Annotated in this window: 22 protein-coding genes; 19 read left to right on the top strand and 3 right to left on the bottom strand. The window is 67.9% G+C overall.

Going from position 1 to position 24,288, the window contains the following annotated elements:
- Window positions 1-153 precede the first annotated feature (153 nt).
- Together dprA and topA are read left to right on the top strand one after the other, a co-directional pair.
- A complete protein-coding gene (dprA, locus tag P73_RS06215; protein ID WP_338032919.1) occupies window positions 154-1,293 on the top strand; it encodes a DNA-processing protein DprA in 1,140 nt (379 codons plus the stop codon).
- 153 nt (window positions 1,294-1,446) lie between these two features.
- Window positions 1,447-4,056, top strand: a complete 2,610-nt coding sequence (topA, locus tag P73_RS06210) for a type I DNA topoisomerase (protein ID WP_043868917.1) — start codon at window positions 1,447-1,449, stop codon at window positions 4,054-4,056.
- 50 nt (window positions 4,057-4,106) lie between these two features.
- On the opposite strand, the gene P73_RS06205 is transcribed toward topA, so the two are convergent.
- Window positions 4,107-5,006 carry an MBL fold metallo-hydrolase gene (locus P73_RS06205; protein WP_043868916.1) on the bottom strand — a complete coding sequence of 300 codons (900 nt, stop codon included), beginning with the start codon at window positions 5,004-5,006 and terminating at the stop codon, window positions 4,107-4,109.
- 155 nt (window positions 5,007-5,161) lie between these two features.
- On the opposite strand from P73_RS06205, the gene P73_RS06200 reads away from it, so the two are divergent.
- From P73_RS06200 to P73_RS06175, 6 genes are all read left to right on the top strand, one after another.
- Window positions 5,162-5,866 (top strand): CoA transferase subunit A, encoded by a 705-nt coding sequence (locus P73_RS06200; RefSeq protein WP_043868915.1) that lies wholly within the window; start codon window positions 5,162-5,164, stop codon window positions 5,864-5,866.
- A gap of 16 nt (window positions 5,867-5,882) precedes the next feature.
- Window positions 5,883-6,803: a GSCFA domain-containing protein gene (locus tag P73_RS06195; protein WP_043868914.1), complete on the top strand. Its 921-nt coding sequence runs from the start codon at window positions 5,883-5,885 to the stop codon at window positions 6,801-6,803.
- A 43-nt stretch (window positions 6,804-6,846) separates the two neighbouring features.
- Complete coding sequence (locus tag P73_RS06190) at window positions 6,847-7,476, top strand: CoA transferase subunit B (protein ID WP_043868913.1); 630 nt, start codon at window positions 6,847-6,849, stop codon at window positions 7,474-7,476.
- Window positions 7,477-7,634: 158 nt separating this feature from the next.
- Window positions 7,635-8,633, top strand: a complete 999-nt coding sequence (locus P73_RS06185) for a lysylphosphatidylglycerol synthase transmembrane domain-containing protein (RefSeq protein ID WP_052453069.1) — start codon at window positions 7,635-7,637, stop codon at window positions 8,631-8,633.
- Complete coding sequence (locus P73_RS06180; RefSeq protein ID WP_043868911.1) at window positions 8,620-9,945, top strand: FAD-binding oxidoreductase; 1,326 nt, start codon at window positions 8,620-8,622, stop codon at window positions 9,943-9,945. The genes P73_RS06185 and P73_RS06180 overlap by 14 nt, the downstream gene beginning before the upstream one ends.
- Window positions 9,942-10,682 (top strand): SDR family oxidoreductase, encoded by a 741-nt coding sequence (locus P73_RS06175; RefSeq protein WP_043868910.1) that lies wholly within the window; start codon window positions 9,942-9,944, stop codon window positions 10,680-10,682. Before P73_RS06180 ends, P73_RS06175 begins: the two co-directional genes overlap by 4 nt.
- On the opposite strand, the gene P73_RS06170 is transcribed toward P73_RS06175, so the two are convergent.
- Window positions 10,679-11,599, bottom strand: coding sequence for a lytic transglycosylase domain-containing protein (locus P73_RS06170; protein WP_082033132.1), 921 nt, complete (start codon window positions 11,597-11,599; stop codon window positions 10,679-10,681). The two genes, P73_RS06175 and P73_RS06170, sit on opposite strands and share 4 nt — an antisense overlap.
- A gap of 401 nt (window positions 11,600-12,000) precedes the next feature.
- Between P73_RS06170 and P73_RS06165 the strand changes: the two genes are divergently transcribed.
- The 11 genes from P73_RS06165 (at window position 12,001) to P73_RS06115 (ending at window position 22,522) form a co-directional block, all read left to right on the top strand.
- Window positions 12,001-12,192: a Flp family type IVb pilin gene (locus tag P73_RS06165; protein ID WP_043871440.1), complete on the top strand. Its 192-nt coding sequence runs from the start codon at window positions 12,001-12,003 to the stop codon at window positions 12,190-12,192.
- Between the two features lie 259 nt (window positions 12,193-12,451).
- Window positions 12,452-13,300 (top strand): Flp pilus assembly protein CpaB, encoded by an 849-nt coding sequence (cpaB, locus tag P73_RS06160; RefSeq protein ID WP_043868909.1) that lies wholly within the window; start codon window positions 12,452-12,454, stop codon window positions 13,298-13,300.
- 140 nt (window positions 13,301-13,440) lie between these two features.
- Window positions 13,441-14,844 (top strand): type II and III secretion system protein family protein, encoded by a 1,404-nt coding sequence (locus P73_RS06155; RefSeq protein WP_043868908.1) that lies wholly within the window; start codon window positions 13,441-13,443, stop codon window positions 14,842-14,844.
- A gap of 5 nt (window positions 14,845-14,849) precedes the next feature.
- Window positions 14,850-15,488 (top strand): OmpA family protein, encoded by a 639-nt coding sequence (locus P73_RS06150; protein WP_043868907.1) that lies wholly within the window; start codon window positions 14,850-14,852, stop codon window positions 15,486-15,488.
- Window positions 15,489-15,704: 216 nt separating this feature from the next.
- Complete coding sequence (locus tag P73_RS06145; protein WP_043868906.1) at window positions 15,705-16,976, top strand: CpaE/TadZ family protein; 1,272 nt, start codon at window positions 15,705-15,707, stop codon at window positions 16,974-16,976.
- 11 nt (window positions 16,977-16,987) lie between these two features.
- Window positions 16,988-18,445 carry a TadA family conjugal transfer-associated ATPase gene (locus P73_RS06140; protein ID WP_043868905.1) on the top strand — a complete coding sequence of 486 codons (1,458 nt, stop codon included), beginning with the start codon at window positions 16,988-16,990 and terminating at the stop codon, window positions 18,443-18,445.
- A 12-nt stretch (window positions 18,446-18,457) separates the two neighbouring features.
- Window positions 18,458-19,429 (top strand): type II secretion system F family protein, encoded by a 972-nt coding sequence (locus tag P73_RS06135; protein ID WP_174446905.1) that lies wholly within the window; start codon window positions 18,458-18,460, stop codon window positions 19,427-19,429.
- An 18-nt stretch (window positions 19,430-19,447) separates the two neighbouring features.
- Complete coding sequence (locus tag P73_RS06130) at window positions 19,448-20,434, top strand: type II secretion system F family protein (RefSeq protein ID WP_043868904.1); 987 nt, start codon at window positions 19,448-19,450, stop codon at window positions 20,432-20,434.
- Window positions 20,435-20,496: 62 nt separating this feature from the next.
- Window positions 20,497-21,069, top strand: coding sequence for a tetratricopeptide repeat protein (locus P73_RS06125; RefSeq protein WP_043868903.1), 573 nt, complete (start codon window positions 20,497-20,499; stop codon window positions 21,067-21,069).
- A 92-nt stretch (window positions 21,070-21,161) separates the two neighbouring features.
- Window positions 21,162-22,022 carry a tetratricopeptide repeat protein gene (locus P73_RS06120; RefSeq protein WP_043868902.1) on the top strand — a complete coding sequence of 287 codons (861 nt, stop codon included), beginning with the start codon at window positions 21,162-21,164 and terminating at the stop codon, window positions 22,020-22,022.
- Between the two features lie 8 nt (window positions 22,023-22,030).
- Window positions 22,031-22,522 (top strand): prepilin peptidase, encoded by a 492-nt coding sequence (locus P73_RS06115; RefSeq protein ID WP_043868901.1) that lies wholly within the window; start codon window positions 22,031-22,033, stop codon window positions 22,520-22,522.
- A 10-nt stretch (window positions 22,523-22,532) separates the two neighbouring features.
- Here the strand turns inward: P73_RS06115 and P73_RS06110 are convergent, their stop codons facing one another.
- On the bottom strand, window positions 22,533-24,164 hold the full coding sequence (locus P73_RS06110; RefSeq protein WP_043868900.1) for a hypothetical protein: 1,632 nt from the start codon (window positions 24,162-24,164) through the stop codon (window positions 22,533-22,535).
- Between the last annotated feature and the right edge of the window lie 124 nt (window positions 24,165-24,288).

Raw genomic sequence — 24,288 nt, 5'->3', positions numbered from 1 at the left:
GCGCCGCCGCGCGCCCCTTTATCCCCGTGAAACTCGAAAAATCGGCGCGCGGCGATTTTTTTCGATCTTCCCGGACTCCGCTAACCGCTCGTTAACCAATTTGGGGGATATCTGAAGGGGCAAGAGACGGAGAGAGCTGGTCCATTGGAGTTCATCCCTTCCCACCACCCCCTCACCCCACCCCACACCGAGGAAGATCGGGCCCGCTGGCTCCGCCTCTTGCGCTCCCGCCGTGTCGGCGTGACCACATTCTACCGGCTGATGCGGGAGCACGGCTCGGCCGAGGCGGCGCTCGCTGCCCTGCCGGAGATCGCCCGCGCCGCCGGCGTCTCCGATTACCAGCCCTGCCCCGACACCGTGATCGCCGCGGAACTGCGCGCCGGGCGCCGCGCCGGAGCACGGCTCGTGGCCCGCGGAGAGCCCGCCTATCCGCCCCTTCTCGCGCTGATCGAGGACGCGCCGCCGCTCCTCTGGGCAAAGGGCGACCTGTCGCTGCTCGGCCGTCCCGCCCTCGCCATCGTCGGCGCGCGCAACGCCTCCTCCCTCGGCCTGCGCTTCGCCCGCACCCTCGCCCGCGACCTCGGCGCCGAAGGCTTCGCCATCGTCTCCGGCCTCGCCCGCGGCATCGACGCCGCCGCCCATGAGGCCGCGCTCGGCACCGGCACGATCGCGGTGCTCGCGGGTGGGATCGACATGATATATCCGGCGGAAAACACGCAGCTTTACCGCCGGATCGGGGAAAGCGGGCTGCTCCTCTCGGAACAGCCCTTCGGCATGAAGCCCCTTGCGCGGCATTTCCCGATGCGCAACCGGATCGTCTCCGGCCTCGCCCGCGCCACCGTGGTGGTGGAGGCCGCCGCGCGCTCCGGCTCGCTGCTGACCGCGGGCAACGCGCTCGACCAGGGGCGTGAGGTGATGGCGGTGCCCGGCCATCCCTTCGACGCGCGCGCCTCGGGCTGCAACGGCCTGCTGCGCGACGGCGCCGTGCTCGTGCGCGGCGCGCAGGACGTGATCGACGCCCTCGCCGCCGCCGCGCCGCCCGCGCCCCCCGCCGGGGAGAGACCGGCCCCCGCCGGCCACGTCCCTGCCCCGCCGCCGGAACGCCGCTCGCTCACCGATCACGCGGCGCTGCATGGCGAGATCCTCTCCCGCCTGGCAAGCGCGCCGCTGCCGGAGGACGACCTGATCCGCGACATCGGCGCCCCCGCCGATCTCGTCTCCCCGGAGATCCTCGCGCTCGAACTCGAGGGCCGGATCGCGCGCAAACCGGGCGGTCTTCTGGCACTTGGCTGACACCGTGCCTATATTGCCCACAGATCCAGCCGCACGGCGCATCCCACGGCGATTTGCAACCGAACCGCATCCTGCCGCATTGACAATCCGTGATTGCCAAGCCCATTTTGCGCCGCCATAAGGCCCGCAATTCCAGACCATGAAGGACAGTCCATGCCAGTCGTCGTTGTTGAATCCCCGGCGAAAGCCAAAACGATCAACAAATACCTCGGCAAGGATTACACCGTTCTCGCCTCCTACGGCCATGTCCGCGACCTTCCGCCCAAGGACGGCTCGGTCGATCCCGACCACGATTTCGCGATGGAATGGGAGATCGGCGTGGACAGTCGCAAACATGTGAAGGCCATTGCCGACGCGCTCAAGGACGACGACGCGCTGATCCTCGCCACCGACCCCGATCGCGAGGGGGAGGCGATTTCCTGGCACCTCCAGGAGGCGCTGACCAAGCGCCGCGCGATCAAGAAGACGACCGCCGTTTCCCGCGTGACCTTCAACGCCATCACCAAGCCCGCGATCCTCGAGGCGATGAAACATCCCCGCCAGGTCGACGAGGACCTCGTGGAGGCCTATCTGGCCCGCCGCGCGCTCGACTATCTCGTGGGCTTCAACCTCTCGCCCGTGCTCTGGCGCAAGCTGCCCGGCGCGCGCTCCGCCGGCCGCGTGCAATCCGTCTGCCTGCGGCTCATCGTCGAGCGCGAGATGGAGATCGAAGCGTTCAACCCGCAGGAATACTGGTCGGTCAGGGCGCTGCTCGAAACCCCGCGCGGCCAGAGCTTCGAGGCGCGGCTCACGCAGCTTTCGGGCAGGAAGCTCGACAAGTTCGACCTCAAGGACCGGATGAGCGCCGAAATGGCGGTGCAGGCGGTGTCCTCGCGCGCCCTCACGGTCTCCTCCGTCGAGGCGAAACCCGGCACGCGCAACCCCTCGGCGCCGTTCATGACCTCGACGCTCCAGCAGGAGGCGAGCCGCAAGTTCGGCATGGGCGCACGCCAGACGATGAACGCCGCGCAGCGTCTCTACGAGGCGGGCCTCATCACCTACATGCGGACCGATGGCATCGACATGGCGCCCGAGGCCGTGAGCCAGGCCCGCGAGGCGATCAAGGCGCGCTACGGCGAGAAGTACGTCCCCGGCTCGCCGCGCCTCTACAAGAACAAGGCGAAGAACGCGCAGGAGGCGCACGAATGTATCCGCCCCACGGACATGTTCGCCTCCCCCGACAGCGTGAGCCTCTCCGACGCCGACCAGCGCAAGCTCTACGACCTGATCTGGAAACGCACCATCGCCTGCCAGATGGAGACGGCCCGGCTCGAACGCACCACGGTGGACATCGCCTCCGACGACGGCGAGGTGGTGCTGCGCGCCACCGGCCAGGTCGTCGTCTTCGACGGGTTCATGGCGGTCTATACCGAGGGCCGCGACGATGTGGAGGAGGACGACGAGGGCCGCCTGCCGCAGATCACGCAGGGCGAGGCGGTGAAGAAGGTGGCGGGCGGGCTCGCCGCGCAGGCCGAGGGGAAGGAGGCCGTCCTGGGCGGACAGGATGCCGTGCTGGGGCTCCAGCACCACACCGCGCCGCCGCCGCGCTACACCGAGGCGACCCTCGTGAAGCGGATGGAGGAGCTCGGCATCGGCCGGCCCTCGACCTATGCCTCCGTGCTCTCCACGATCGTGGACCGCGAATATGTGCGCAAGGAACAAAACCGCCTCATCCCGGAGGACAAGGGCCGGATCGTCACCGTCTTCCTGATGAACTTCTTCCGCAAATACGTCGGCTACGAATTCACCGCCAATCTCGAGGAGGAGCTCGACGAGATCTCCGCGGGCGATCTCGACTACAAGGAAGTGCTCGCGAAATTCTGGCGCGACTTCCATGCCGCCATCGAGGAAACGAGCGAGCTGCGCATTTCCGAAGTGCTCGACAAGCTCGACGATGCGCTGGCGCCGACGCTCTACCCGCCGCGCGAGGACGGGACCGACCCGCGCATCTGTCCGCTCTGCGGCACCGGCCAGCTTCACCTCAAGACCTCCCGCTCGGGCGGGTTCGTCGGCTGTTCGAACTATCCCGAATGCCGCTACACCCGCCCCATCGGCGGCGGGGAGGAGCAAAACGGCGACCGCGTGCTGGGCATGGACGAGGCGGGCAACGAGATCTCCCTGCGCTCCGGCCGCTTCGGCCCCTATGTGCAGCGCGGCGAGGTGAGCGAGGAAAACAAGAAGCCCGACCGCGCGTCCCTGCCGAAGGGCTGGCGCGCCGAGGACATGGATCTCGAGAAGGCGCTCACCCTCCTGAGCCTGCCGCGCGAGATCGGCGCGCATCCCGAGGGCGGCACGATCTCCGCCAATTTCGGACGTTTCGGCCCCTACCTGATGCACCAGATGCCCGGAGAGGCGAAGCCCGTCTACGCCAATCTCAAGGATCCGAACGACGTGTTCGAGATCGGGATGAACCGCGCGGTCGAGCTCATCACCGAGAAGCGCAACAATCCGGGGCGCGGGCGGTCCGCGGCGGCCAAGCCGCTGAAGGAGCTGGGCGAGCATCCCGAGGAGGGCGGCCCCGTCCAGGTGCTCGACGGGCGCTACGGCCCCTATGTCAAATGGGGAAAGGTGAACGCGACCCTGCCGAAGGACGTGAAGCCCGAGGATCTGAGCATGGACCAGGCGGTCGCGCTCATCGCGGAAAAGGCCGCGAAGGGCGGAAAGAAGAAGACCGCGAAAAAACCGGCGGCAAAGAAGGCGGCCGCGAAGAAATCCGCCACCTGAGCGAAGGGCGCCCCCGCGGGCGCCCTTTCCATGTCACTCTTCAATCCCCCTCACGCCTGCGGCGCGAAACGGTTCACCGGAATGCGGAACACCGCCCGCCCCTGCCCGTCGGGCTCCGGCAGCCGGCCGCCCCGGATATTGACCTGAAGCGCATGGAGCATCTGTTTCGGCAGCGGCAACGTCGCGTCCCGCGCCGCGCGCAGGGCGACGAACTCCTCCCGGTCGGTGCCGTCCTTCACGTGGATATTGGCGCGCCTGTGCTCCGCCACCACCGCCATGCAGTCGGGATCGCGCCCGTCCTTGCCGTAATCATGCCCGACGAAGACCCGCGTGTCGCCCGGCAGCGCGAGGAGGGTCTGAAGCGTGTCCCACAGCTCTCCGGTCGAGCCGCCGGGGAAATCCGCCCGCGCGGTGCCGCTGTCGGGCATCATGAACGTGTCATGGGCAAAGATCGCGTCGCCGATCCGGTAGGACACGGAGGCAAGCGTGTGCCCGGTCGACAGGATCACCTCCGCCGCGAGATCGCCGATATCGAACCTGTCGCCGTCCCGGAACAGCCGCTCCCAGTATTCGGGATGCCCGGCGAGATCGTCCTCGGCATAGAGGTCGGCCCAGAGATCCTGCACCTCGAGCACCTTTTCCCCGATCGCCTGCGGCACCGAGAGTTCCGTCGCGAGGTAATGCGCCGCCGAGAAATGGTCGGCATGCGGATGGGTATCGAGCACCCAGAGGACATTAAGCCTTTCCTCCCTGACATAGGCGAGAATCTCGTCGGCGCTCGCGGTCCATGTAGCCCCGGCCTCGGGCGAGAAATCGAGCACCGGATCGACGATCACCGCCGCTTTCGTCGCCGGATCGGAGGCCACATATTGCCATGACCCGGTCGTCTTCTCGTAAAAGGCGGCGACATCCGGACTGCCCGGTTTTCCGGAAGCTGGGAAGATCTTCATCTTTCTCTCCTGCGCGGGGACGTTCAATTCTCCCGCTTGAATAGGACCTGCCGCAGGGCGCTTTCAACCCGTCTTCCGTGCAGGTGCAGCATGTCATTGACTTCCGGATGGCTTTTGCGTCCAATCCGGGCAAGCAAAGACTGAGGGAGAGAGACATGAAGAAGATCTACGGCAGCGCCGGAGAGGCGCTCGACGGGCTCCTGTTCGACGGGATGCTGATCGCGGCGGGCGGGTTCGGCCTCTGCGGCATCCCCGAGCTGCTGATCGACGCGGTGGTGGAAAGCGGGGTAAAGGATCTGACCGTCGCCTCCAACAATGCCGGCGTGGACGGCTTCGGCCTCGGCAAGCTGCTCGAGACGCGGCAGATCCGCAAGATGATGTCCTCCTACGTGGGCGAGAACGCGGAATTCATGCGCCAGTACCTGTCGGGCGAACTGGAGCTCGAATTCAACCCGCAAGGCACGCTTGCGGAGCGCATGCGCGCCGCCGGCCACGGCATTCCCGGCTTCTACACCAAGACCGGCGTCGGCACGCAGATCGCCGAGGGCAAGGAGCACAAGGATTTCGGCGGCGAGACCTATATCCTCGAGGAAGGCATCTTTGCCGACATTTCCATCGTGAAGGCCTGGAAGGCGGACGAGACCGGCAACGCGATCTTCCGCAAGACCGCGCGCAACTTCAACCCGCCGGCGGCGATGTGCGGGCGGGTCTGCATCATGGAGGTCGAGGAGATCGTGCCGACCGGCACGCTCGATCCCGATTGCATCCACCTGCCCGGCATCTACGTGCACCGCCTCATACAGGGCGAGCACGAGAAGCGGATCGAACAGCGCACCACCCGGCCCCGCCCGGCGGCCTGAGCCGGATCGCAGGCGCATGGGGTCTCCCTACGATCACCTTCCGTCCCGCGCCTTCTGGCGATCGGGCGTCGCGCTTCAGCCTCCCGAGGCGATTGAGGCGCTGTTCGTGCCGAAATTCGCGGTCGGCCCGGACACGCGGATCGTGACGGCGGGAGGCGGTCTCTCGCAGCATCTCCATCGCGCGCTGGCAAACCGCGGCTGGACGGTGACCGAGGCTGAGCCCGCGCCGGAGGAGAGACGCGACGCGGAGGCGCGGGACCGCGAGCTTTCCCCCGCCTGCGACGACAGCGCCGACAGCCTGCGCCACATGCTGAGACGGCTGCGCGAGGCGACGGGGGAGATCGCACCCGCCGGACCGGTGCGGCACCGGGACGGGCGGGCCGGCGCGCCGCAGCCCCCAAACAGATCCCCGGCCGGCGGAGACAGTCCGGAGACGATGCGGCCGGCGCAGGCGGATCACCTCGCGGCGCTGCGCGGGGCGCTCGCCGATGCCGATCTGTTTGTCCTGACGCTCGGCCCGGCGGCGATGCCGGAGCATGGCACGGCCGGGGACGGCCCCGCCGCCCCTGCGGAGCGCGCCCCGACCCTGCCGGAACTGCGCGCGGATCTGGCCGCTCTGCGCGCTCTTCTGACAACGCTGCGCCCCGGCATCCGCCTGCTGCTCATGCTCTCCCCCGTGCCACCCGCCGCGGCGGCAGACATGGAGCGGCTCAGCGCGGCGACTCACGCGACATCCGTCCTGCGCGCCGCCGCCGGAGAATTTGCCGCTGCGCATGAGGATGTCGACTATGCCCCCGCCTTCGAACTGCTCACCGGCCCGGCGGCGGGAAACAGGCTTTACGACCCGGACCTGCGCAGGCTCACGCCCGCCGGCATCTCCGCCGCGACGCGCATGGTCCTCACCGCATACGAGACCATCGGCGCCGGTCCGGCCTGACCGCGCAAGAGATACCCCTCGGAGGGGAAAAGGAGGAAAGACAATGCCCTGGGACCGCAATCAGATGGCGGCACGCGCCGCGCAGGAGCTCGAGGACGGCACCTATGTGAACCTCGGGATCGGCATTCCGACGCTGGTGCCGAACTTCATCCCGGAGGGGGTGAGCGTGACGCTCCAGTCGGAGAACGGCATGCTCGGCATGGGGCCCTTCCCCTATGAGGGGGAGGAGGATCCCGACCTCATCAACGCCGGCAAGCAGACGATCACGGAACTGCCGAACACCGCCTATTTCGACTCCTCCATGTCCTTCGGCATGATCCGCGGCGGCAAGATCGCGGCGGCCATCCTCGGCGCGATGGAGGTGGACGAGAAGGGCGACCTTGCCAACTGGATGATCCCCGGCAAGCTCGTGAAGGGCATGGGCGGCGCGATGGATCTGGTCGCGGGCGTCGGCCGCGTGGTGGTGGTGATGGACCACACCAACAAGCATGGCGAAAGCAAGCTGCTGCATGAATGCACCCTGCCGCTGACCGGCGCGGGCGTGGTCGACCGGGTGATCACCAATCTCGGCGTGCTCGACGTGGTCGAGGGCGGGCTGAGGATCGTCGAACTCGCCGACGGCGTCACCGAGGAGGAGCTGCGCGCCGCCACCGAGGCGACCATCGTCGATTGAGTATTTCAGGCAGCAAAAAGCGGCAGGCGGCGCCCGGCACCGGGCCCGCCGCACGCTGTCCGCGCCGATTGTCCGGTTTTCCCGAACAGCATCACAATATCGCCCAAATTGTTTTCTAGTCATCGGGCCATTCCCGCCCCGTCACGCCCGGCCGCAGAATGACACCGAGTCTCGAACAGCCCCGTCCCCCGTCCCGCCGCAGCCCGCTGCGCGAGGGCGCGGTGATGGCCGGGCTTCTGGCTCTCGTCGTGCTGGGGCTGGCCGGGGCGGTCTCCGCGACCGGATGGGCGGAGGCGCGCGCGCAGGTCGCCAAACTCGCGCCGTGGCAGGTCGGGCTGCTGCTTCTCCTGTCGCTGGCGAATTACGCAGCGCGCGGGCTGCGCTGGCACCTGTTCGCCCGCCATATCGGGCTTGGCCTCGGGCTTCGGGCGAACCTGCGCCATTTCCTCGGCGGCTTCGCCATGGCGGTCACGCCCGGACGGCTGGGCGAGCTGGTGCGGATGCGCTGGATCGCACGGGAGACGGGCGTCGCCTTCGAACGCGCCGCGCCGCTCCTGCTGGTCGACCGCGCCTCCGACCTTGCGGCGATGGCGGTGCTGACGGGGGCGGCGGTCCTGGCCTCGGGCCTTCGGATCGCGGGCGGGGGGCCGGTGCTGGCCCTCGCCCTGCTCGCCGCCGTGCTCGCCACCCGCCCGCGGCTTCTGGCGGCGCTCGCGCGCCTCGGCCACCGCGCCACCGGCCGGTTCGGCCGCCTCTTCGCCCGGCTGCGCCGCGCCGCACGGGCGCTCGCGCCCTTCGCCTCGGGCGGGGTGCTGCTCCGGGGCTCGGTCCTCGCGCTGTTCGGATGGCTGGCCGAGGGGCTCGCCTTCTTCCTGCTGCTGCACTGGATGGGCGCCGGGGTCTCCGCGGCCACGGCCATCGCGATCTTTCTCTTCGCGACGCTCGCGGGCGGCCTCACCGGCGCGCCCGGCGGCCTCGGCGGGGCGGAGGCGGCCATGGTCGCGCTCCTGTCGCTCGAGGGCGTGCCGCTCGCGGTCTCCGTCCCCGCGACCGTCCTCATCCGCCTCACGACGCTCTGGTTCGCCATCGCGATCGGGGCCGCCGTCTTCCCCGTCGCGGAACGCCACTCAAGAAGGATCTCCGATGCCCTGGACTGACCGCCGCCAGACCGGCTGGGGCCGCGCCCTCTCCGCCACCGGGCAGATCGCGCGCCCCGAACGCCAAACCGCCCTCGCCCGCCTCATGGCCGACACCCCCGCCCCGGCCGTCGGCATGCGCCGCTCCTACGGCGATGCAGCGCTCAACCACGGCGGGCGCGCCTGCGACATGACCCGGCTCGACCGCATCCTGGACTTCGATCCCGAAACCGGGATCGTCGAGGTCGAGGCGGGCCTGCCGATCGGCGACCTGTGCCGCGCCTTCGCCGGACGCGGCTGGATCCCGCCGGTCATGCCGGGCACCGGCTTCGCCACGGTCGGCGGCTGCATCGCCAATGACGTGCATGGCAAGAACCATCACGTCATGGGCTCCTTCGGCCAGCATGTGACGGAGATCGTCCTCCTCCAGGGACCGCGCCGCCGCAGGATCACACCGCGCTCCGGCGCGCTCTGGCGCGCCACCCTCGGCGGGCTCGGCCAGACCGGGGCGATCGCCACCGCGAAGATCCGGCTCATGCCCTGCACGGGCGACGCGATGGTGCTGAGCGAGCGGCGGATGCCCGACCTCGACGCCTTCCTCCATGCCCTCGACGACAGCCGCAGCGACTATACCGTCGGCTGGATCGACGCCGCCGCCACCGGCGCGCGGCTCGGGCGCGGCATCCTCGAGGAGGGGGAGATCGCCGCCGGCCTCCTCCCCCGCAAGCCGCGGCGCGGCACCGCCTCCGTCCCCTGCGACGCGCCGGGCTGGGCGCTCTCCGCCCCCGTGGTGCGCGGCTTCAACACGCTCTACTACCACCGCATCCCCACCCAGGGCCGCACCGGCGTGAAGCCCCTCGACGGCCCGTTCTTCCCGCTCGACCGGATCCGCGACTGGAACCGGCTCTATGGGAAGGCGGGCTTTTACCAGTTCCAATGCGTCCTGCCGCCCGCCCGCGCCGAAGTGCTGCGCCAGATGCTCGAGCGGATCGGCGGCTCCGGCCGGGCCTCCCCGCTCGCCGTGCTGAAGAAGATGGGCGCGGGCAGCGGCGGCTATCTCTCCTTCCCGATGGAGGGCTACACGCTCGCCGTCGATGTCCCGAACCGCCCCGGCGCCGCCGATCTCCTCTCCGAACTCACCGACATGACCGCGGACGCGGGCGGGCGGATCTATTTCGCGAAGGACGGTATCGCCACCGCCGGGCAGGTCGCGGGCATGTATCCCGAACGCGACAAATGGCGCGAGGCCGTCGAAAAGGCCGACCCGGAGCGGCTCTATGAAACCGATCTCGTGCGCCGCCTCGGCCTGCGCGACCCGGAGCGCACGGCATGACGGCACAGGTCTGGATCCTCCTCGGCGCCTCCTCCGCCATGGCGCGCGCCCTGGCGCGGCGGCTCTCGGCGCAGGGCGCGACGCTCCTCCTCTGCGGGCGCGACATGGAAGACCTCGCGGCCACCGCCGCCGATTGCCGGGCGCGCGGCGCGGCAGGCGCGCACGCGATGCGCTTCGACGCGCGCGACGCGGAGACCTTCGCCCCGATCGTCGCGACGGCCGCCGATCTTCCCGGCACGCTCAACTGCGCCGTCTTCGTCGGCTCCATGCCGGACCAGTCCGCGCTCGACGCCGACCCGGCGCTCATCGCAGGCGTGATCGCGGACAGCCACACCGGCCCCGCCACCTTCCTCACCCTGCTCGCCCCGCAGCTCGAGGCGCGCGGCGCGGGCACGGTCGTCGGCGTCGCTTCCGTCGCGGGCGACCGGGGGCGGATCGGCAATTACGTCTACGGCTCGGCCAAGGCGGGCTTTGCCACCTACCTCTCCGGCCTCAGGAACCGCCTCACGCGGGCGGGCGGCCATGTGGTGACGGTGAAGCCCGGTTTCGTCGACACCGCGATGACATGGGGCACAGACGGCATGTTCCTCGTCGCCTCCCCCGACGCGGTGGCGCGCGACATCCTCCGCGCCGTCGCGACACGGCGCAACGTGATCTACACGCCCTTCTTCTGGCGCTACATCATGCTCGTGATCCGCCTCATCCCCGAGGCCGTCTTCAAGAAGATGTCGATCTAGTTCGACGCCCTCACCGCGTTCGTCGCAAAGACGCAGCCGTCCGAATACAGCTCGGGCGGGGTCAGGCAGAGCCCGCGCACCACCTGCCAGGCGGCGAGGACCTTCGGCACATAGGCGCGGGTCTCGGCATAGGGCGGCGGGCCGTTGTTCGCCTTCACCGCGTTCTCGCCCGCATTATAGCCTGCAAGCGCCAGCGCCACGTCGCCGTTGAATTCGCGGATCAGCCAGTCGAGATAGGCGATCCCGCCGCGGATGTTCTGGTCCGGGTCGCGCGCGTCCACGCCGAAACGCTCCGCCGTCGCCGGGATGAGCTGCATCAGCCCCTGCGCCCCGGCGCCGCTCACCGCATCGGGATCGCCGGCGGATTCGACCGCCATCACCGCGAGCGCGAGCGCCGGGCTCACATTCGTCCCTATGGAATGCGCCAGCAGCGAGGCGCCGTAGCGGTTCGCGAGCGTCGTGATGTGCTGAAAGTTCGGCCGCGGGATGCTCTGGCCGGGATCGAGGTCGAGCGCCGCCAGCGCCGCGACGAACCGTTCCGGCCCCGCCCCGCCGAGGTCGTGCGGCACCGCGCTCCAGTACCAGTCGAGAAGCTCCGCCGGCACGGGCGCCGGGTCCGGCGCCGCGGCGGGCTGCGGCTTCGGCGGCGCCGTCACCGTCTTCGGCCCCGGCCGGATCTGCACGGTGATGAGATTGCCCGCCCGCGCCGCAGTCGGCACGCCGATCCGCTTCGGACGCACCACGGGCCAGTCCGGCGCGGCCTCGGCCACGGCGGGCGGGCTTTTCACCGCCGGCGCCTCCTGCGCGCGGAGCGGCGCGGCGGAGGCCCCCCACAGCGCAAGGCCCAGCGCGACGCCCGGCGCCACGCACCGCGCCGCGAAACGGCCCTTTCGGCCGGCTTGTCCCGGTGATGTCATCCCGACTGCCCCATGCGCCGCGGTATGCCGGTTCCCGGTCTCCGGCGGCGATTGCTCTTGCCTTGCGCGCAGTCTGGCAAAAATTTTCCCCCACGGCCAGAGATTTGGGAGACCCGAGTCGGGTCCGGCCCGGCTCCCGGCGCCGCAACAGCCCGGAAAAGCGAAATCCCGCAGCAAGGTTAAAAAAAATTAATCTTTCATAATCAATATGTTATATGAATTTCCTTTGAAAAACACCGCGTTTCTAAAATCGTACCAATGCTGCCCAACTCTCGCCCCAGTTCGACGGCCATATAGCCTCATCGAAAGCGCGACGGAGCCGGCAGGCCAGAAGGAAAGCCACCGCTCCCGACGCGCCGAGACAGGAAATGAAGCTGAACTGTATCCTTGGAGGGAACACCATGAAATTCTTCAAACTCTCGAACAAATTCTCCCGTGACGAAGACGGCGCCGTGACCGTCGACTGGGTCGTGCTGACCTCCGCCGTCGTGGGCCTCGGCATCGTCGTCCTGAGCACCGTCGCGAACGGCACCAAGTCGCTGGGCTCGAACATCTCCGGCGATCTCGCTACCCGCCAGGTCGTGAACTACTAAGACGAATAACTGGTCCCCGGACCGACCTCTTGCAGAAAGCCGCATCTCCCCGGAGGTGCGGCTTTCCCTTTGACGCGGCGCCCCGGCCGGCGTGGACCCGTCAACATCCGCCCTGCGCGCGCGGCTTTGTCGCCGGGCACGCAAAAATTCACCGGGGCGCCGCCCCAGCACCACCAAATCGCCGCATTTGGCGGCGAGGATGCCGGGGAAGGCGCCGGGTCGCGCAAGCGTCCGGCCCGACAGCAGAGGGACATATTTCATGCGCGCAATTTTCGGATTGATCCTGGTCGTCGGGGTCGCCCTTGCCGGCTTCGCCGTGCACATGACCCGCGGCTACCTGTCCACCTACCAGGCCGAGCTCGACCACGAGAAGGCGATGCGGGCCACCGCCGTACAGACCGAGGAGATCTTCGTCACGACGGCGCAGGTCACCTACGGCCAGCCGATCCTCCCCGGCATGGTCAAAAAGGTCCGCTGGCCCGTCGAGGCGCTGCCGGCAGAACCCTTCCGCACCGAGGAGGAGCTTTTCCCCGAGGGGCCGGATGTCCCCCGCCTCGCCCTGCGCACGATCGAGCCGATGGAACCGCTGATCCCGGCAAAGGTGACCCTGCCGGGCGAGACCGCCGGCGTCGCCGCCCGCCTGTCGCGGGGGATGCGCGCCTTCGCGATCCGTGTCGACGTCTCCACCGGCGTCTCGGGCCTGCTGCGCCCCGGCGACCGCGTCGACGTCTACTGGACCGGCCGCCCGCCGGGCAGCAATTCGGAGGCGACGAAGCTGATCCAGAGCGCCATCCCCCTCGTCGCGGTCGACCAGACCTCCGACAGCGAACACGCGGCTGCGACCATTGCGCGCACCGTCACGGTGGAGGCCACGCCCACCCAGGTCGCCGCCCTCGCGACGGCGCAAAGCTCGGGCCGCCTCTCCCTCGCCCTCGTCGGACGCAACGACGACACCGTCGTCAGCGGCGTGGAAGTGGACCAGCTCACGCTCCTCGGCATCGAACGGGCCCCCGAAACCGTCCAGGCGCCCGCCGAACGCATCTGCACCGTGCGCACGCGCAAGGGCGGCGACATCATCGAGACGCAGATCCCCTGCGCCACGAACTGAGGCAGGCGCGCCCTTATCCACATTATCAGCGGCACATAACGGATTGATTCTTGCAAAAAAATGGAATTTGACGCACTCTCCGCCCAAATGGACCGCAAGAGTCCAGAGTGTTGTGGCGTGGTCGACAGAGGCAGGATCACATGAAAGTGCTGAATTTGATGAAGGCCGCCCTCCTCGGGTGTGCCGTGATCGGCGCAGCGCCAGAGGGCGCGATGGCCGAAAAGCTGCGGGTCATGACCGGCTCGCCCTCAGGCGTGCTCAACGTGCCGATGAGCCGCGCCGTGGTCGTGGAAAGCGACGAACCCTTTGCGGAAATCTCGGTGGCGAACGCGGAAATCGCGGATATCTCCACCCTCTCGGACCGCTCGATCTACGTGCTCGGCCGCAGCCCCGGCCTCACGACGATGACGCTTCTGGCGCCCGACGGCTCGCTCATCACCAATGTGCAGATCCAGGTGACGCCCGACATCACCGAGTTCAAGGAACGCCTGCGCCAGATCATGCCGAACGAAAGCATCGAGGTGCGCACCGCCAATGACGGCATCGTGCTCTCGGGCGTCATCTCCTCGGTCACGATGATGGACCGCGCGGTGGAGCTTGCCGAACGCTACGCGCCGGGGCGGGTGTCGAACCTGCTCAACATCGGCGGCACGCAGCAGGTCATGCTGAAGGTGCGCTTTGCCGAAATGTCGCGCTCCGTGTCCAAGAACCTCGCCGCCTCGCTCGCGGGCAGCAACGATTCGACCAATTTCACCGGCTATCGCACCGGCACCTACATGGGCTCGTCCAACCCGATCACCGGCCCGGTGCCGGCCCGCTCGGACACGCTCGGCCAGTTCAAGATCGGCACGTCGATGGGCAGCACCGAGCTTGCCATCATGCTCGAGGCGATGGAGGAAAAGGGCGTCGTGCGCACCCTCGCGGAGCCGAACCTCACCGCGCTCTCGGGCCAGCAGGCGAAATTCCTCGCCGGCGGCGAATACCCGATCCCGGTCCGCGACAACGACGGCGTCACGATCGACTACAAGCCCTTCGGCGTGGAGCTGGAATTCATTCCGCGCGTGATCAACGGCAACCAGGTCAACCTCGAGATGCGCGCCGCCGTCTCCGGCATCGACTCGACGGTCAACTATTCCGTCGAGGGCTTCACGCTCAATTCCTTCAAGCGTCGCGAGACCTCCACCACGGTGGAGCTGCGGGACGGCGAAAGCTTCGCCATCGCCGGCCTTCTCCAGGACGATTTCGAGGATCTCGTGGGCCAGGTGCCCTGGCTCGGGGACATTCCCGTGCTGGGCGCGCTGTTCCGCTCCACCGACTATTCGCGCCGCCAGTCCGAACTCGTGATCATCGTCACCCCGCATCTGGTCACGCCCACCAACGGGCTTGCGCTGCAACTCCCGACCGACCGGGTAAAGATCCCCTCCGAAAGCGATCTCTTCCTCTTCGGCAAGACCTTCGGCGGGGTGTCCGGCCCGAAATCCGGCGGCGCCGCGGAAGTGGCAAAGCAGGATTTCTCCGGCTCCTACGGCTATGTGATGGAGTAAGCGCGATGCGGATCACACTCCCCCTCACCCTCGCGGGCGCGGCCCTTCTCGGCCTGTCCGCCTGCTCCGATCAGGCGGGCGGCTATCTCGACGGCGGCCAGTTCGGCAATGCCACGATGAACAACACGCTCGTCCAGACCGGACAACGCAATTACGTGATCGACCTGAACGAGAGATTCGCCGCCGCCGTGCCGACCACCGTGACCTTCGGGTTCAATTCCGACGTGCTCGACGGCGCGGCCCGCGACGCGATCCGCAAGCAGGCGCAGTTCATGGCGCAATTCCCCGAAGTCCGCTTCCGCGTCTACGGCCATACCGATCTCGTCGGCTCGAACGCCTATAACAAGGCCCTCGGCCTCCGGCGCGCCAAGGCGGTCGTGGCCGAGCTCGCGCGCAACGGCATTTCCCGCTCGCGGCTCGAGGCGCTCGTCTCCTATGGCGAAACGCGGCCGCTCGTCGTGACCCAGGACCCGGAACGGCGCAACCGCCGCACCGTGACGGAGGTGTCGGGCTTCGTCTCCTCCGCGCCGCTGGTGATGGATGCGCGCTATGCGGAGATCATCCACCGCGAATATGTCCAGAGCGCCACCGCCCCCTCCGACCTCGTCGATTTCGGGTCGCGGGAAATCAGCCAGGGCCAATAGGCGCTCCGGGCCGGGATCGTCGCGCATCAGCGAATTATTACGCGATTTCGGCCCCATTGTTGCCCCAGTTGCCCGGCATCCTGTCCCCATCAGGAGCAGTATGTCCGACCAACGAGTCGGATCTACGCGCCGGGGACGACGGGACCGGGCCTTTCCCTTCGGGGGCGCCGCGCCGCCTGCCCTCTCCGGCGTTCGGAAAAAGGACACGTGGGAGCAATGACGAGTGAAGCTCAGGTGCAGGACGATCCGGCCCCGCTGGTGGCCTGCACCGTCAGCCGGGATGTGCAGAATTTCGATCTGCTGATCGAGGATATGGAAACCGAACTGGGCGAAGCCTGGGGCGATCTCTCCTTTGCCGATGCCCGCCAGTTCTTCCGCCAGCCGGAAAGCGGCGCGCTGAAATTCGTGGCCATCGCGCTCGACCACGACGACGGGGACCATCTGGCGATGGTCGCCGACCTGATCGAGGCGGCGAAGGCCCAGGGCGTGAAGGTGATCCTCGTCGCCGACGAGGTCTCGCCCATGGCGCTCCACCAGCTCCTCCAGCTCGGCGCCGAGGATTTCATCCCCTACCCGCTCCCCGAGGGCGCGCTCCGGGACGCGATCGCCCGGCTCGACACCCCGCGAAAGGCCGCCGCCGCCGATTTCGTCGACATGTCCGCCGCCCCCGCCCCGCGCGCGCCCCTGCCCGCCGCCCAGCCCGGCGCCCATGGCATCGTCCTGCCGGTTCAGTCGGTCTCCGGCGGCGCGGGCGCGACCACCATCGCCGTCAACCTCGCCTGGGAACTCGCCGGCATCGAGCGCAAGGACCCGCAGCCGCGCGTCCTGCTGATGGATCTCGACCTGCAATTCGGCTCCGTCTCCACCTATCTCGACCTGCCGCGCCGCGAAGCGGTCTACGAACTCCTCTCCTCCACCGACACGATGGACGACGACGCCTTCCGCGGCGCGCTGATGAATTTCAACGACCGGCTCTCCGTGCTGACCGCGCCGCCCGACATCCTGCCGCTCGACTTCATCGAACCCGAGGAGGTCGCGCGCCTGCTCGACCGCGCCCGTGCGCATTTCGACTATGTCGTGATCGACATGCCGACGACCCTCGTCAACTGGACCGAGACCGTGCTCAACGCCGCGGATTTCTACTTCGCCCCGTTCGAGCTCGACCTGCGCTCGGCCCAGAACATCCTGCGCCTGCGTAACGCCCTGCGCGCCGAGGAACTGCCCTTCGAGAAGCTGCGCTTCCTGCTGAACCGCGCGCCGAAGGGCATGGACCTCGCCGCGAAGGGCCGCACGAAACGGATGGCCGAGACGCTCGAGATCGCGATCGACGTGCAGTTTCCCGATGGCGGCCGCCCGGTTCGCGACGCCTGCGACCAGGGTCTGCCCCTTGCCATCGAGGCCGCGAAGAACCCGCTGCGCAAGGAAATCCAGAAGCTCGCGGCCTCGATCCACGCCCGCCAGAGCGACCGGCTCGAAGCGGCCGAGTAAGGGAGGCGCCGATGTTCTCACGCTACAGGAAATCCGACGCGAAACAGCCCGTCGAGGCGCCCACCGCCGCCCGGCCCGGCCCCGCCGCACCCGAACCGCGCCACGAGGCGCCCGAGCCGGCGCCGAAACCCAGGATCGCGCGCCGCGAGTCCGCCCGGCCGGGCCAGGCCGCGCCGGTCGACAAGGAACGCCGGCGCAAGGAACGGCTGGGCGAGATCAAGGTCGAGATGCACAAGCGCCTGCTCGAGGATCTGAACCTCGCCGCGCTCGAGACCGCACCCGAAAAGGAGCTGCGTGCCGAAATCTCCGACATCACCGCCGAATTCCTCGCCGACCAGGGCATCGTCCTCAACCGCGACGAGCGCATCACGCTCAACCAGGATCTCTACGACGAGGTGAAGGGCCTCGGCCCGCTCGAACCGCTGCTCAAGGACGACAGCATCAACGACATCCTCGTCAACGGCCCGCAGCAGATCTTCGTCGAACGCAGCGGCAAGCTCGAACTGTCCGACGTCACCTTCAAGGACGAGCGCCACCTCCTGCGGATCATCGACAAGATCGTCTCCGCCGTCGGCCGCCGCGTCGACGAATCCAACCCCTATGTCGACGCCCGCCTCGCCGACGGCTCGCGCTTCAACGCCATGGTGCCGCCCATCGCGGTCGACGGCTCGCTCGTCTCCATCCGCAAGTTCAAGAAGGAAAAGCTCGGCATCGACGACCTCGTGCGCTTCGGCGCCTTCACCGAGGAAATGGCGGCCTACCTCCAGGCCGCCGTCGCCTGCCGCCTCAACGTGATCGTCTCCGGCGGGACCGGCTCGGGCAAGACCACGACGCTCAACGCGCTCTCCTCCTTCATCGACAATGACGAACGCATCCTCACCATCGAGGACACGGCCGAACTCCAGCTTCAGCAGACCCATGTCGGCCGGATGGAAAGCCGCCCGCCGAACGTCGAGGGCCGCGGCGCCGTGACCCAGCGCGACTGCCTGCGCAACGCGCTCAGGATGCGCCCCGACCGCATCATCGTGGGGGAGACCCGCGGCGAGGAGGTGATCGACATGCTCCAGGCAATGAACACCGGCCACGACGGCTCGATGACCACGATCCACGCCAACTCCGCCCGCGACGGCGTCTCCCGTCTGGAAAACATGATCGCCATGGCCGGGATCGAGATGCCGCTCAAGGCCGTGCGCTCGCAGATCGCCTCCGCCGTCAACCTCATCGTGCAGGCCAGCCGCCTCCAGGACGGCTCGCGCCGCATGGTCTCGATCACCGAGATCACCGGCATGGAAGGCGACGTGATCTCCATGCAGGAGGTCTTTCGCTTCCAGCGCACCGGCCTCACGCCGGACAACAGGATCATCGGCCATTTCACCGCGACCGGCGTGCGCAGCCATTTCTCCGAACGCTTCCGCATGTGGGGCTACGACCTGCCGCCGTCCCTCTTCGAACCGACCAACCCGCGCTGAGGACCCACGCTCATGATCATCTCCATGGAACCGGTCATCTACGGCGTCGTCTTCATCGCCGTGCTGCTGCTCGTCGAAGGCATCTACCTCACCGTCTTCGGCAAGTCGATCTCGCTCAACTCGCGGGTCAACCGCCGCTACGAACTCCTCGAGAAGGGCAAGGGCAGCCGCGAGGAAGTGCTCAACCAGCTCCGCAAGGAAATGGGCCAGCACCTCGGCTCGCGCCAGATCCCGCTCTATTCCCTCCTTGCCGAGAAGGCGCAGAAGGCGAATATCGCCTTCTCTCCGCTCCAGCTCGTGCTCGTCATGATCGTGCTCGGCATGGTCGCCTTCGTCGGCCTGTCGATCGGCACCGCCACCTCCGCCCCGCTGCGCATCGTGATCTCGATCGCGATGGGGATCGGCGCGGTCTATGTCTGGGTGCAGACGAAGGCCAAGAAACGGCTCGCGCTGATCGAGGAACAGCTCCCCGACGCGGTCGAGCTCATGGTCCGCTCGCTGCGGGTGGGCCACCCCTTCTCCAACGCGCTCACCATCGTCTCGCGGGAGATCCCCGATCCGCTGGGTACGGAAATGGGCATCATCGCGGATGAAAGCGCCTATGGCCGCGACGTGGGCGAGGCGCTCAAGGACATGGCCGAGCGGCTCGACATGCAGGACCTGCGCTTCCTCGCCGTCGCCGTCTCGATCCAGCAGCAATCGGGCGGCAACCTCGCCGAGGTGCTCGAGGGCCTGTCGAAGGTCATCCGCGCCCGCTTCAAGCTGTTCCGCCGGGTCAAGGCGATCACCGCCGAGGCAAAATGGTCCGGCAACTTCCTCTCCGGCTTCCCGCTTGCCGCGCTCGTCCTGATCTCCGTGATGAAGCCCGACTATTACGACCGCGTGAAGGACACCCCCGCCTTCATCCCCGCCTGCCTCGTCGTCGCCGGCTTCCTCGTCGCCAATATCTTCGTCATGCGCGCCCTCGTGAACATCAAGGTCTGACAGGGCAGGAAACCGACCATGCAAGACATCTTCACCTCCCTTCTCGGCGACCAGCTCGGCCCCTTCGGCCCGCTGATCCTCATCGGCACGCTCGGCGCCGTGCTCATCCTCATCGCCCTGCCGGCCGTGCTGAAGAAAAAGCGCGACCCGCTCGACCGGCTGCGCGACCAGACCCGGACCGCCCAGGCGAAGAGGGCGGTGGACACATCCGCGAAACTGCGCACGCAGGACAGCAAGGGCGCCCGGCTCGAGAAATATTCCGCCTTCCTCGAACCCCAGGACGAGGAGGAATATTCCGCCGCGCAACTGCGGATGATCCAGGCCGGCTACCGCGGCAAGAACGCGGTGCGGATGTTCCATTTCGCGCAGTTCACCATGGGGCTCGGCGCGCTCGCCATCGGCCTCCTGCTCGCCCTGCTCAAGTCGTCCCAGGCCGAGATGACGCCGAAATCCCTCGTCCTGACGGTGCTCCTGCCGGCCTGCATCGGCTATATGGCTCCGAAATACTGGATCACCCGCCGCCTCGAAAGCCGCCGGGAGGAGATCGTCAACGGTTTTCCCGACGCGCTCGACCTGATGCTCGTCTGCGTCGAGGCCGGCCAGTCGCTCGATCAGGCGATCATCCGCGTGTCGAAGGAAATCCGCTCCGGCTTCCCGGCCCTTGCCGACGAATTCGAGATCGTCTCCTCCGAGATCAAGGCGGGCAAGGACAAGTCCGTGGTGCTCAAGGACATGGCCGAACGCTGCGGCGTGCCGGATGTCGCCTCCTTCGTCACCGTGCTGATCCAGTCGCAGCAGTTCGGCACCTCGATCGCGGATGCGCTGCGGATCTACGCGGGCGAGATGCGCGACAAGCGCGTGATGCGCGCGGAGGAAACCGCAAACAAGTTGCCTACGAAGATGACACTTGCCACAATGATGCTGACCGTGCCGCCGCTGCTCATCATCCTGATCGGCCCGTCGGTCTACGATATTTACGTGATGTTGAACGAGAACAATTTTTAGCCCGCCTTTTCCGCCGTTCACCCTATCGGCGGTCGGAAAAAGACAGGAAGACGACAGGCCCCATGCCGCGCCCCCTTTGCCGCCTCATTGTTGCGGCCCTTCTGACGAGCCTCCTGGCCGCCTGTGGCGACACCGGCGCGCTGCGCCCGCTGCGGGAGGCGGGCAATGCACCGCCGGGCGTGGACCGGCGCGGGACGTCCGTCGACGGGCTCACCGTCGGACACCGCCTCATGGCCGCCGGGGAATACGAGCTCGCGCTCGATGCCTATTACCGCGCCGCCGCCCGTCAGGGGATCAATGTCGATACCCTTTCCGCCATCGGCTCCGCGAAACTGCGGCTCGGGCGCCTCGGCCAGGCCGAAACCGACCTGCGCCGCGCGATCGAGATGGACGACAGCTTCGTCCCCGCCTGGAACAACCTCGGCGTGGTGCTGATGGAAACCGGCAAATACGGCGAGGCCGAACGGGTCTTCCGCACCGCCTATGCGCTCGATAGTGGCCGATCTGCCGAGATCCGGGACAATCTGCGCATGGCGCTCGCAAAACTCGAAAATCCCGGATATATTGAGGAAAACGAGAGCGATTTCGCCTTGGTGCGTCGCGGGTCGGGGGAGTATCTCCTTCTCGCGCGCTGAAGACAGAGCGGTGGACCAGAGATCCGGGAAACGGGCCGGTCCGACGAAACCGCCGGGGGCGACAAGGGGCAGACGAAGAGGTGGCAGGCGCCATGCGCAATATTTCCATGATCACGCTCGCGCTCGCGGGCACACTGGCCCTTTCGGCCTGTCAGAAACCCTTTGGCGGGGATGTGCGCCGCGCCGATACCTCGGTGAACGCGATCGACGGCACGGGGCTTTCCGACATCATGCTCAACGCCGCCGATCCGAACGAATCCGTCTCCTATTTCCTGCGCGCCACGAACGAGAACCCCGACCGCCTCGACCTCCAGCGCGGCCTCGCGAAATCCCTGCTCCGCGCCAACCAGCCCGACGCCGCGGCCGCCGCCTGGGAAAAGGTGGTCGCCCACAAGGACGCCGGGATGGACGACCGCGTGGACTATGCCGACGCGCTGATCCGCACCGGCGACTGGAAAGCCGCCGAGGCCCAGCTCGACAGCGTCCCGCCCACCCACGAGACCTACAAGCGCTACCGGCTTGAGGCGATGGTTGCCGACAGCCACCAGGACTGGCGGAAGGCGGACAGCTTCTACCAGACCGCCGCCGGGCTGACGACCCGGCCCGCGGGCGTCCTGAACAACTGGGGCTATTCGAAACTCACCCGCGGCGAATATGCCGGCGCCGAAAAGCTCTTCGCCCAGGCGGTCACCTACGATCCCGGCCTGTTCACCGCCAAGAACAACCTCGTGCTCGCCCGCGGCGCGCAGGGCAAATACGACCTCCCGGTCATGGACATGACCCAGACCGAACGTGCCCAGCTCCTCTACACGCTCGGCCTCGCCGCGGTGAAGGCGGGCGACGTCTCCATCGGCAAGGGCCTCATCCGGGAAGCCATCGACACCCATCCGCAGCATTTCGAGGCGGCGGTGCGCAGCCTGCGCGCCCTCGAGACCAACGTGTCCAACGGCTGAAGCGCGCCATGCTCTCCCTCCCTCCGGTCGCCGCGACCTGGTTCCTGCTGCCCGTGGCGCTCGTCTCCTTCCTCGCCGCCTTCAACGACCTGAAACGGATGAAGCTGCCGAACCCGCTCGTGATCGCGCTCGCGCTCGTCTATGTCGCGATGGGTCCGTTCCTCCTGCCGTTCGACCAGTATCTCTGGGGCTTTTCCCACGGCGTCGTGATGTATCTCCTCGGCATGCTCGCCTTCGCCTTTCTCGGCGTCGGCGCGGGCGACGGCAAGTTCGCCGCCGCCATGTCCCTCTTCATCCCGCTGGCCGATGCCACCGCCGTGCTCACGCTCTTCGCGGTCTTCCTGCTCGGCGCCTTCGCCGCCCATCGCGCCCTGCGCGCCCTCCCCGCCATACGCCGCGCGGCGCCCGACTGGGTCTCCTGGGACCACCACAAATTCCCCATGGGCCTCGCACTCGCCGGCACGATGGTGAGCTACCTCGCCCTCGCCATCGTGCTCTGACCCGCGCGGCTCACTTCACCACCGGATAGACCAGCATCATCTCGTCGCGCAGCGGCGGGCGCAGGGTCAGCCCCGCCGCCTCGATCGCCGCGAGCGCATTGCGCTGCACCTCCGGGGCGATCGGACAGGTCGGCACGATGATCGCATCCGCATGGCCGACCCCCGGCGCCCCCGAATAATACCACGGCGCCCCGCCCTCGAGCGGGGCGAAATCCCCGAGAATCCAGATCGCGGAGGCGATATCGGCGACGAAGAACTGCGCCTCCGGCGGATAGTTGAACGGCACCTCCTTCAGCCGGTCGGCCATGTAGCGGTGCATCGCCCCGTCCCCGGAATCGAGCGTACAGCGCGGCAGCCGCTCGCCAAGGAAGGTGACCGGCTCGAACAGCGCGTCCTCGGTCACATAGGGCGCAAGCTGTGCGTAACGGTCGACGAGCGCCTCGCGCGCGAGCACCATCTGCGTGCGCTGCACCCGCACGAAGATGTCATAGGTCTCCGCCCGCTCGGGGAATTGCAGGCCATAGCCTTCCGTATCCTCCGCGAGGTGCCGGAAGGGGCTCGTCACGATGTTCTGGAAGGACGGCGCGACGAGTGCGAAGGCCACCAGCGCCAGCGCGGCGGAGGCATTTCGCGCATCCGCGTTGAACAGCACCCGCATCCCCCGCGGCGGACGATGCGCCAGCAGCAGGACGGCGAGGAGCATCAGCCATTTCGGATCATTGCCGAAATTCTGGTAGGTGACATACAGAAAGCCCGGCGCGAACAGCAGCAGGAGCAGACCCGACCGCCCCTGCCCCGACTGGCGCAGCACGATCACCGACAGCAGCAGCGCCACCGTCCCGATCAGGAAACGCGGCCCGTTCAGGATCTCCATGAAGGGCACACCGGGCGCCGCCCGCGTCTCCGACCGCGTCACCGACAGGAGATCGGCGATATAGGCCGGGAAGAAATCGACGCCGTAAAGCGCCACCATCGCCGCCGCGATCACCAGCCCCGTCACGATCCCGGCCGCAAGGCTGCGCCACGCCCCGCGCAGGATGAAGCCGAGCGCGACCGGCAGCACGAAGGCGACGAAGAAGGTCGGCTTGACCAGCGCCAGCACCGCAAGCAGCGCACCCGTGAACACCCCGTCGAGCCCCGGCGCCTCGCGCCGCGGATCGGCCGGCAGCAGCGAGAGCAGGATCGCCGCAAAGGCCGCCGCCCAGGCCCAGCGGTTGTAATACATCGACACCGACAGCGCGGCCACGTCCTCGCCATGCACCAGCGCGAGGATCATCGCCACCGACACGAGCCCGTAGCCCCAGGCCGCGATCCCCGTGAGTCGCGAGATCCCGACCCGCCAGATCGCGGGCGCGAGCAGCACCGCGACGACGATCTGCCCGGCGACAAAGGCCTGGCCGAGGCCCAGCCCGGCTTTCGCGACCGCCACCACCGGCAGGAAGGCAAAGATCCCGATGGGCGTGGAGAAATCGAGATGCGGCACCTGCCCGTCGAGCATCCGCAGCACGATCTCGATCATATGCGCCGTGTCGCCCTCGTGCCGCCCGATATAGAGCCCGCCCTTGGCGAGCCCCGCCGCGCCGAAGACCAGGATGGAAACCGCCAGAAAGACCGCGTAGCGGCCGGGAGAAATTCTGCTCATGCCCGTGCGCCCGTTCGATTTTTCGCAAATCTATGGCGATATCCCGAACAATGCAAAGCTTCGCCACATTCTGACCATGAAAATCGTGCCTCCTGGCGCGGGATACGTCCCATTTCGCCGCAGA

Source organism: Celeribacter indicus, from assembly GCF_000819565.1.
Classification (GTDB): Bacteria; Pseudomonadota; Alphaproteobacteria; order Rhodobacterales; family Rhodobacteraceae; genus Celeribacter; species Celeribacter indicus.
Note: the sequence above shows the minus strand (reverse complement) of the source record. Positions and strands in the feature narration are given on the sequence as shown.

Bases quoted from the DNA above. Each gene is read 5' to 3' on its own strand.
- topA (WP_043868917.1), top strand. From the start codon at position 1,447: ATGCCAGTCGTCGTTGTTGAATCCCCGGCGAAAGCCAAAACGATCAAC.
- P73_RS06205 (WP_043868916.1), bottom strand. From the start codon at position 5,006: ATGAAGATCTTCCCAGCTTCCGGAAAACCGGGCAGTCCGGATGTCGCC.
- P73_RS06200 (WP_043868915.1), top strand. From the start codon at position 5,162: ATGAAGAAGATCTACGGCAGCGCCGGAGAGGCGCTCGACGGGCTCCTG.
- P73_RS06195 (WP_043868914.1), top strand. From the start codon at position 5,883: ATGGGGTCTCCCTACGATCACCTTCCGTCCCGCGCCTTCTGGCGATCG.
- P73_RS06190 (WP_043868913.1), top strand. From the start codon at position 6,847: ATGCCCTGGGACCGCAATCAGATGGCGGCACGCGCCGCGCAGGAGCTC.
- P73_RS06185 (WP_052453069.1), top strand. From the start codon at position 7,635: ATGACACCGAGTCTCGAACAGCCCCGTCCCCCGTCCCGCCGCAGCCCG.
- P73_RS06180 (WP_043868911.1), top strand. From the start codon at position 8,620: ATGCCCTGGACTGACCGCCGCCAGACCGGCTGGGGCCGCGCCCTCTCC.
- P73_RS06175 (WP_043868910.1), top strand. From the start codon at position 9,942: ATGACGGCACAGGTCTGGATCCTCCTCGGCGCCTCCTCCGCCATGGCG.
- P73_RS06170 (WP_082033132.1), bottom strand. From the start codon at position 11,599: ATGACATCACCGGGACAAGCCGGCCGAAAGGGCCGTTTCGCGGCGCGG.
- P73_RS06165 (WP_043871440.1), top strand. From the start codon at position 12,001: ATGAAATTCTTCAAACTCTCGAACAAATTCTCCCGTGACGAAGACGGC.
- cpaB (WP_043868909.1), top strand. From the start codon at position 12,452: ATGCGCGCAATTTTCGGATTGATCCTGGTCGTCGGGGTCGCCCTTGCC.
- P73_RS06155 (WP_043868908.1), top strand. From the start codon at position 13,441: ATGAAAGTGCTGAATTTGATGAAGGCCGCCCTCCTCGGGTGTGCCGTG.
- P73_RS06150 (WP_043868907.1), top strand. From the start codon at position 14,850: ATGCGGATCACACTCCCCCTCACCCTCGCGGGCGCGGCCCTTCTCGGC.
- P73_RS06145 (WP_043868906.1), top strand. From the start codon at position 15,705: ATGACGAGTGAAGCTCAGGTGCAGGACGATCCGGCCCCGCTGGTGGCC.
- P73_RS06140 (WP_043868905.1), top strand. From the start codon at position 16,988: ATGTTCTCACGCTACAGGAAATCCGACGCGAAACAGCCCGTCGAGGCG.
- P73_RS06135 (WP_174446905.1), top strand. From the start codon at position 18,458: ATGATCATCTCCATGGAACCGGTCATCTACGGCGTCGTCTTCATCGCC.
- P73_RS06130 (WP_043868904.1), top strand. From the start codon at position 19,448: ATGCAAGACATCTTCACCTCCCTTCTCGGCGACCAGCTCGGCCCCTTC.
- P73_RS06125 (WP_043868903.1), top strand. From the start codon at position 20,497: ATGCCGCGCCCCCTTTGCCGCCTCATTGTTGCGGCCCTTCTGACGAGC.
- P73_RS06120 (WP_043868902.1), top strand. From the start codon at position 21,162: ATGCGCAATATTTCCATGATCACGCTCGCGCTCGCGGGCACACTGGCC.
- P73_RS06115 (WP_043868901.1), top strand. From the start codon at position 22,031: ATGCTCTCCCTCCCTCCGGTCGCCGCGACCTGGTTCCTGCTGCCCGTG.
- P73_RS06110 (WP_043868900.1), bottom strand. From the start codon at position 24,164: ATGAGCAGAATTTCTCCCGGCCGCTACGCGGTCTTTCTGGCGGTTTCC.